The 5,453-nt window shown below is 60.0% G+C and carries 7 protein-coding genes; 1 reads left to right on the top strand and 6 read right to left on the bottom strand.

The annotated features are described in order from the left end of the window. Nucleotides 1-232, bottom strand: a 232-nt coding sequence (locus tag KHQ28_RS27895; RefSeq protein ID WP_211777778.1) for a molecular chaperone, incomplete at its 3' end; no start/stop codon positions are given. A 36-nt stretch (nucleotides 233-268) separates the two neighbouring features. Further along, nucleotides 269-820, bottom strand: a complete 552-nt coding sequence (locus KHQ28_RS27890; RefSeq protein WP_004145703.1) for a fimbrial protein — start codon at nucleotides 818-820, stop codon at nucleotides 269-271. Between the two features lie 449 nt (nucleotides 821-1,269). On the opposite strand from KHQ28_RS27890, the gene KHQ28_RS27885 reads away from it, so the two are divergent. Further along, nucleotides 1,270-2,118 (top strand): transporter substrate-binding domain-containing protein, encoded by an 849-nt coding sequence (locus KHQ28_RS27885; protein WP_032419429.1) that lies wholly within the window; start codon nucleotides 1,270-1,272, stop codon nucleotides 2,116-2,118. 55 nt (nucleotides 2,119-2,173) lie between these two features. On the opposite strand, the gene KHQ28_RS27880 is transcribed toward KHQ28_RS27885, so the two are convergent. The 4 genes from KHQ28_RS27880 to KHQ28_RS27865 form a co-directional block, all read right to left on the bottom strand. Continuing rightward, nucleotides 2,174-2,794 carry a hypothetical protein gene (locus KHQ28_RS27880; protein ID WP_004145700.1) on the bottom strand — a complete coding sequence of 207 codons (621 nt, stop codon included), beginning with the start codon at nucleotides 2,792-2,794 and terminating at the stop codon, nucleotides 2,174-2,176. A 155-nt stretch (nucleotides 2,795-2,949) separates the two neighbouring features. Continuing rightward, nucleotides 2,950-3,744: an SDR family NAD(P)-dependent oxidoreductase gene (locus KHQ28_RS27875; RefSeq protein WP_021469945.1), complete on the bottom strand. Its 795-nt coding sequence runs from the start codon at nucleotides 3,742-3,744 to the stop codon at nucleotides 2,950-2,952. A 60-nt stretch (nucleotides 3,745-3,804) separates the two neighbouring features. Beyond that, nucleotides 3,805-4,737, bottom strand: coding sequence for a glyoxylate/hydroxypyruvate reductase A (locus tag KHQ28_RS27870; RefSeq protein WP_021469944.1), 933 nt, complete (start codon nucleotides 4,735-4,737; stop codon nucleotides 3,805-3,807). A gap of 5 nt (nucleotides 4,738-4,742) precedes the next feature. Beyond that, the coding region (locus KHQ28_RS27865; protein ID WP_211777777.1) for a class II aldolase/adducin family protein at nucleotides 4,743-5,453 on the bottom strand (711 nt) is incomplete at its 5' end.

Genomic DNA, 5,453 nt, shown 5'->3' with positions numbered 1-5,453 from the left:
GCGATAAATAGACCTGCGGCGGCGTCGCCACTATCGGCAGGCCAATGCGCGAGGTATTGAGTCCGGCGTCCAGCCAGATCTGCACTTTATAAGGCGTGCTGCTGCGATTGTGAATGTTCAGGCTGGCGACCTTTTCTTTCCCGGAATAGACCACCCGCGTGGCATTAATGGTGATCCCGGCGCAGACCTGAAAGGTCACTGCGCAGAGCAGAACCGCCAGCTGTGTTTTCATGAGGACTCCCTTGAAGTTTCATCCCTGACCGGGAAGCTATTCCTGCATAATGGTAAATCGGGCCGTCGCATTGCCGTCGCCGGGATCGGCGTGGGCTTTGTCCCAGGTGTAATAGAAGGCGTTCAGCCTGAAGGTTCCGGAGCCGCCGTCCACCGAGATCTCTATGCGAGGATCGTGTTGCGGATCAAGGCGTTCATCGAGGCTGAGTGGGGTGCCCGTGCGGTCCGTGAGCAGAATACCTACGTTGCTGGCCGGCTTGCCGCTGCCGTCGAGCGCCAGCACGCGGTTTTCAGGCGTGCCGGCAGGCGAGGGGCCGTCAACCACAATATAGTAAGTGCCTTTCTCACAATCTTTAACGCGAATGTCGATGCCGACCGCCGGCCCGGTCCCAGACTGACTGTTTTTCAGTCTCGACAGCGGAATAGCGCCCATACTGACGCCGATGACCCCGCTGTCGCTCACCCCTTCGAGCTTGCAGGAGGCGTTCACGACCTTGCCGATGAAATTCAGCTTGCCCTCTGCCGCGAGTGCAGAGCCGGCGGCCAGTCCGGCAAAGACCGTCGCCAGACACAGCGTGATTATTTTCATTTTCTTTCCTTCTCTATTGCCCGTAAAGCTGGCGCCAGGGCCGTTATTTTGATGAGTCTTATTTACGCCAAGTATGTTTTTTTATTTATTCATTTAACTGACTAATTTATTAATGCCTGGAAATAAACTGGCTTGTTATTTATGGGCTGCTTTTGTCAGGATAGTAGCGCGGGGGAATTGCGGCGTAAATAAGACGGTTATTGACGCGAGTTGAATGCCAAATAACTCTCAATAAAAAATTTTCTGTTTTATATCAATGTGTTATAAATAGCTTATTGCTCTTTTTTGCCAAGCGAACGAACCCGCTTCATTGTGTAAAATACGATCGTTCACGTAAGGCTATGCCCGGCGGATGAGGGATCATTCACCGGATGGGGCTGTGTTTTATCGCCAGATTTGCGATCGGCAACCGCGCCGTCGGGTTGTATGTCCCGGTGTTTAAAAATAGGATGAATGCCCTGGCTCGCGCGGCGGATACTGTGACTGATGCGGCCGGTCACTCTGGCATGAAAAACGATAACTTTAAGGATGGCGAAATGAGACTGACGGTGGGGCTGGCGCTGACGCTGGCGATAATGACCTGCGGCGCCCAGGCGCGCGATATGCAATCCATCGAGCACAGCGGTGAACTGAAGGTGGGCGTGCCGGGCGATTACGCGCCGCTGGCGTTTCGCAATGCCGCCGGCGAACTGCAGGGCTATGACGTGGACATGGCCCGCGATCTCGGGCGCACGCTCGGGCTGAAGGTGAGCTTCGTCTACACCAGCTGGCCCGCGCTCGCCGCCGATCTGCAGGCGGACAAGTTTGATATTGCGATGGGTGGGGTTACCGAGACCCCGGCGCGGGCGCAAGCCTTCGCCCTCAGCCATCCGGTGGTGGCGAACGGAAAAATCGCCTTAGCCAACTGCCAGGCCGCCCCGCGGCTCGGTTCGCTGGAAAAAATTGACCGTCCGGACGTGAAAGTGGTCGTCAACCCTGGCGGCACAAACCAGAGCTTTGTCGATGAGCACATCAAGCAGGCGCAAATTATCCGCGTGCAGAACAATGTCGATAACCTGCAGGCGCTGCGGCAGAAAACGGCCGATATGATGGTGACCGATCTGATTGAAGGCGACTATTACCAGAGCAAAGAGCCCGGCGTGTTCTGCGTTGCCAACGAAACGCCATTCGCCGGCACCGCCAGCGACAAGGTGTATATGATGAGTAAAGATAACCCGGCGCTGCTGGAGAAAGTGAACCAGTGGCTGGATAGCCAGGACAAAGAGGTTCTCAAACGGAAGTGGAAAATTCGCGGTTAACCGCGGCGGCGCGCCACCACCGGCAGATATGTCCGGCGGTGGCTATCGTCCACGGTTAGCGCTGCGGCGACAGCGCCTGTCGCGCCAGACCGCGAAAGTAGCAGGCGTAGCCCAGGGTGGCGGTCAGACACAGCATATAGCCAAACGACTCGCTGCCTTCCTCGACCGTATTTTTTACCACCCGGGCGTAGTTCTCTTCCAGCACGGCGTACCACAGGCCGTGCATGCCAAACAGCCGCGAGAAGACCAGAATCGCCAGCAGGCCGCTAATCATCATCCCGTAATACGGGGTGCGGGTATACTCCGCCAGCTGCGACAGGGTCTGACGCAGATGGCGCAACGGCAACAGCAGCGACCCCGCGGTGGCCAGCAGGGCAAACCACACCCAGCTGCCGTGGGAGAGTAAATCAAACAGGCCATCCAGCTCACGGATCAGCATGGCGAGAAAGAAGCCGCCGATGAGGATATTGCTATAGCGCAAGTGGGCATATTTCCGCGCCAGCAGCAGATGAACCAGCACGATAACGGCCAGCACGCTCTCCTGGACCACTTCGGTGAGCGACACCTCCGGGATGTCGTTGCCAAACACCCGAATATCCACCCACAGGCAGAGTACCGCGAGGGCGGCCGCGACCGCCGCGCCGAAAAAGAAAAGCAAGCTTCGTAACAGAGACATTAACACCACAACTTATGCTTAAAACAAATATCATAAGTTCTGGGAATACATGTTCCTGTTCACTTTGTGCGACTTTGCGGCTGTTTTTTAACATTTTGCGCTTTTTAGCGCCCGGGAAGGCGGCAGGGGAGGGGGCTCCCCTGCATAAAGGGGATTCAGAGAATATCATCCACCACGCCGCCATCGACGCGCAGCGCGGCGCCGGAGGTGGCTGACGCCTGCGGCGAGCAGACGTAGACCACCATATTGGCGACCTCTGCCACCGAGGCCGCCCGCTGGATCACCGAGCTCGGACGATGGGTCATAACAAACGCTTTCGCCAGTTCCTCCAGCGACTTGCCGGTTTTCGCCACGTCGTCTTTCAGCATCTCGGCAAAGCCGTCGGAAATCGTCGGCCCCGGCAGTACGCTGTTAACGGTCACTCCGCTGCCGGCGACATATTTCGCCAGGCCGCGGGCCAGCGAGAGCTGCGCGGTCTTGGTGACGCCATAGTGGATCATGTCCGCCGGGATATTGCGCGCCGATTCCGAGGAGATAAACACCACCCGTCCCCAGCCTTTACTGACCATCGCCGGGAGCAGCCCCCGTGACAGGCGTACGCCGGACATGACGTTGGTCTGCCAGTAGTTGTCCCATGTCGCGTCGTCGGTGGCGTAGAAATCCTGCGGGCCATAGATCCCGGCGTTATTGACCAGAATATCGACGCCGTTCACCGCCCGCAGCAGCTGGGCTGCGCCGTCGGCGTCGCTGAGGTCGGCGATGGCGGGTCGCGCCTTCGCGCCCGACACCTCATTTTGCAGACGAGCGATGGCGGCGTTCACGCTCTGCTCACTGCGCCCGTTAAGGATGATCTCTGCGCCGCTCTCCGCCAGGCCTTTGGCGATGGCGAAGCCAATACCCGCCGTGGAGGCGGTGACCAGCGCGACTTTCCCCGATAAATCAATCTTCATGTTCCTGCCTTCTGGTTGTGGATCTCCTATTAAGCGTAGCAGCGGCGATATAGCCGGGGATCAGTAACCGGCGTGCTTATTGACCAGGTTCTTCAGCGGCAGCCCGCGGCGCTGGCGCTGAATGTTCTCCAGCAACTGGCGGGCGATCACCTCGGCAGGGGCCGCAGAGGCCATATGCGGGGTGATGACCACCTGCGGATGGCGCCACAGCGGATCGTCCGCCGGCAATGGCTCCTGCGGGAAGACGTCGAGCACCGCCCCGGCGAGCTGGCCGCTCTCCAGCGCCGCCAGCACATCCTCATTGACCATATGCTCCCCGCGGCCGCAGTTGATCAACACCGCCCCGGCGGGTAGCCGGTTGAACAGCGGCGCGGCGAGGATACCCCGGGTCTGCGCGGTGAGCGGCAGGAGGTTAATCAGCCCGTCAAGCGACCCGAGGAAGCTGTCGAGCGCCTCCTCGCCGCGATAGCAGGTGACGCCAGCCAGCTGCTTTTCACTGCGCGACCAGCCGGAGACCCGATAGCCGAGGCGGGCCAGCTGGTCGGCGATATAGCCGCCAATTTCGCCGAGCCCCATAATGCCGATATGGAAGTCTGCGGCGGCGCGCTGGGGATAGAGCTTCCAGGTTTGGGTCCGCTGGTGGGCCAGCGCCCGGTCGAAATGGCGCTGAAACCACAGGACGCTCCACAGGGCATATTCGAACATGCCGTGGCGAAAATCTTCATCGATCACCCGGCACAGCGGGATCTCGCTGGCGAACAGCGCGGGCGGCAGATGATCGACCCCGGCGGACGCGGCCTGGATCAGCTTCAGGCCCGGCGAACGGGTCAACAGCTGCGGGTCCGGGAACCAGCAGCTGGCGTACTGGGCGTCGCGCGCCGCCTGGTGATGGGGCAGAAGCGCCGTGACGTCGGGAAACTGCTGCAGGGCGGCGCAGATATCGCGGGCGAAATCCGCGTCGTTACAATCCACCACGATAGTGATATCAGACATAGGCGTTAGTCTTTGTAAGAGGTATCGAGACGGTCAAGACGGCGCAGCCACGCCTGCCAGACCTGTTGACGTTCATGCTCCACGCCCATCAGCTGCTCGCAGGCGTGCTGGCTAAGGTGCGGGGCGATGGTGTGGATCGGGCTGAGGGGCGCCAGCTGGGCGGCGGCCATCTGGATCTCGCAGGCGCGGTTCAGGTAGTACATGATGTAAAACGCGTCAGCCACGGTGCGGCCCACCGACAGCAGGCCGTGGCTCTGCAGGATCATAGCGATATTATTCCCCAGCGAGCGCTGGATGCGCGCCCGTTCGTCGAGGTCAAAGGCCACCCCTTCATAGGGATGGTAGCCGACGCGCTGGTAAAACTCGGTGCTGAGCTGGTTGAGCTGCAGCAGGCCATCCTCGCAGGCGGCCACCGCCATTCCCGGCAGCGTATGGGTGTGGATCACGCAGTGGGCATCTTCCCGGGCCATATGCACCGCGCTGTGGATGGTAAAGCCCGCCGAGTTAGCCGGCGCGTCGCCCTCTACGACTTTGCCCTGCATATCCACTACGATCAGGTTGCTGGCGGTGACTTCGTCAAACATCATGCCGAAGGGATTAATTAAAAAACGCGGCTCGCCGTCGCCGGGCAGGCGCACGGAGAAGTGGGTGTAGAGGGTATCCTCCCAGCCGAACAGCGCCGCCAGCCGGTAGGCGGCGCTGTTCGGCTGGGAGGA

Source organism: Klebsiella sp. 28 (assembly GCF_018223905.1).
In the GTDB taxonomy this organism is placed as follows: Bacteria; Pseudomonadota; Gammaproteobacteria; order Enterobacterales; family Enterobacteriaceae; genus Klebsiella; species Klebsiella pneumoniae.
This window is presented reverse-complemented; position numbering and strand designations above follow the sequence as displayed.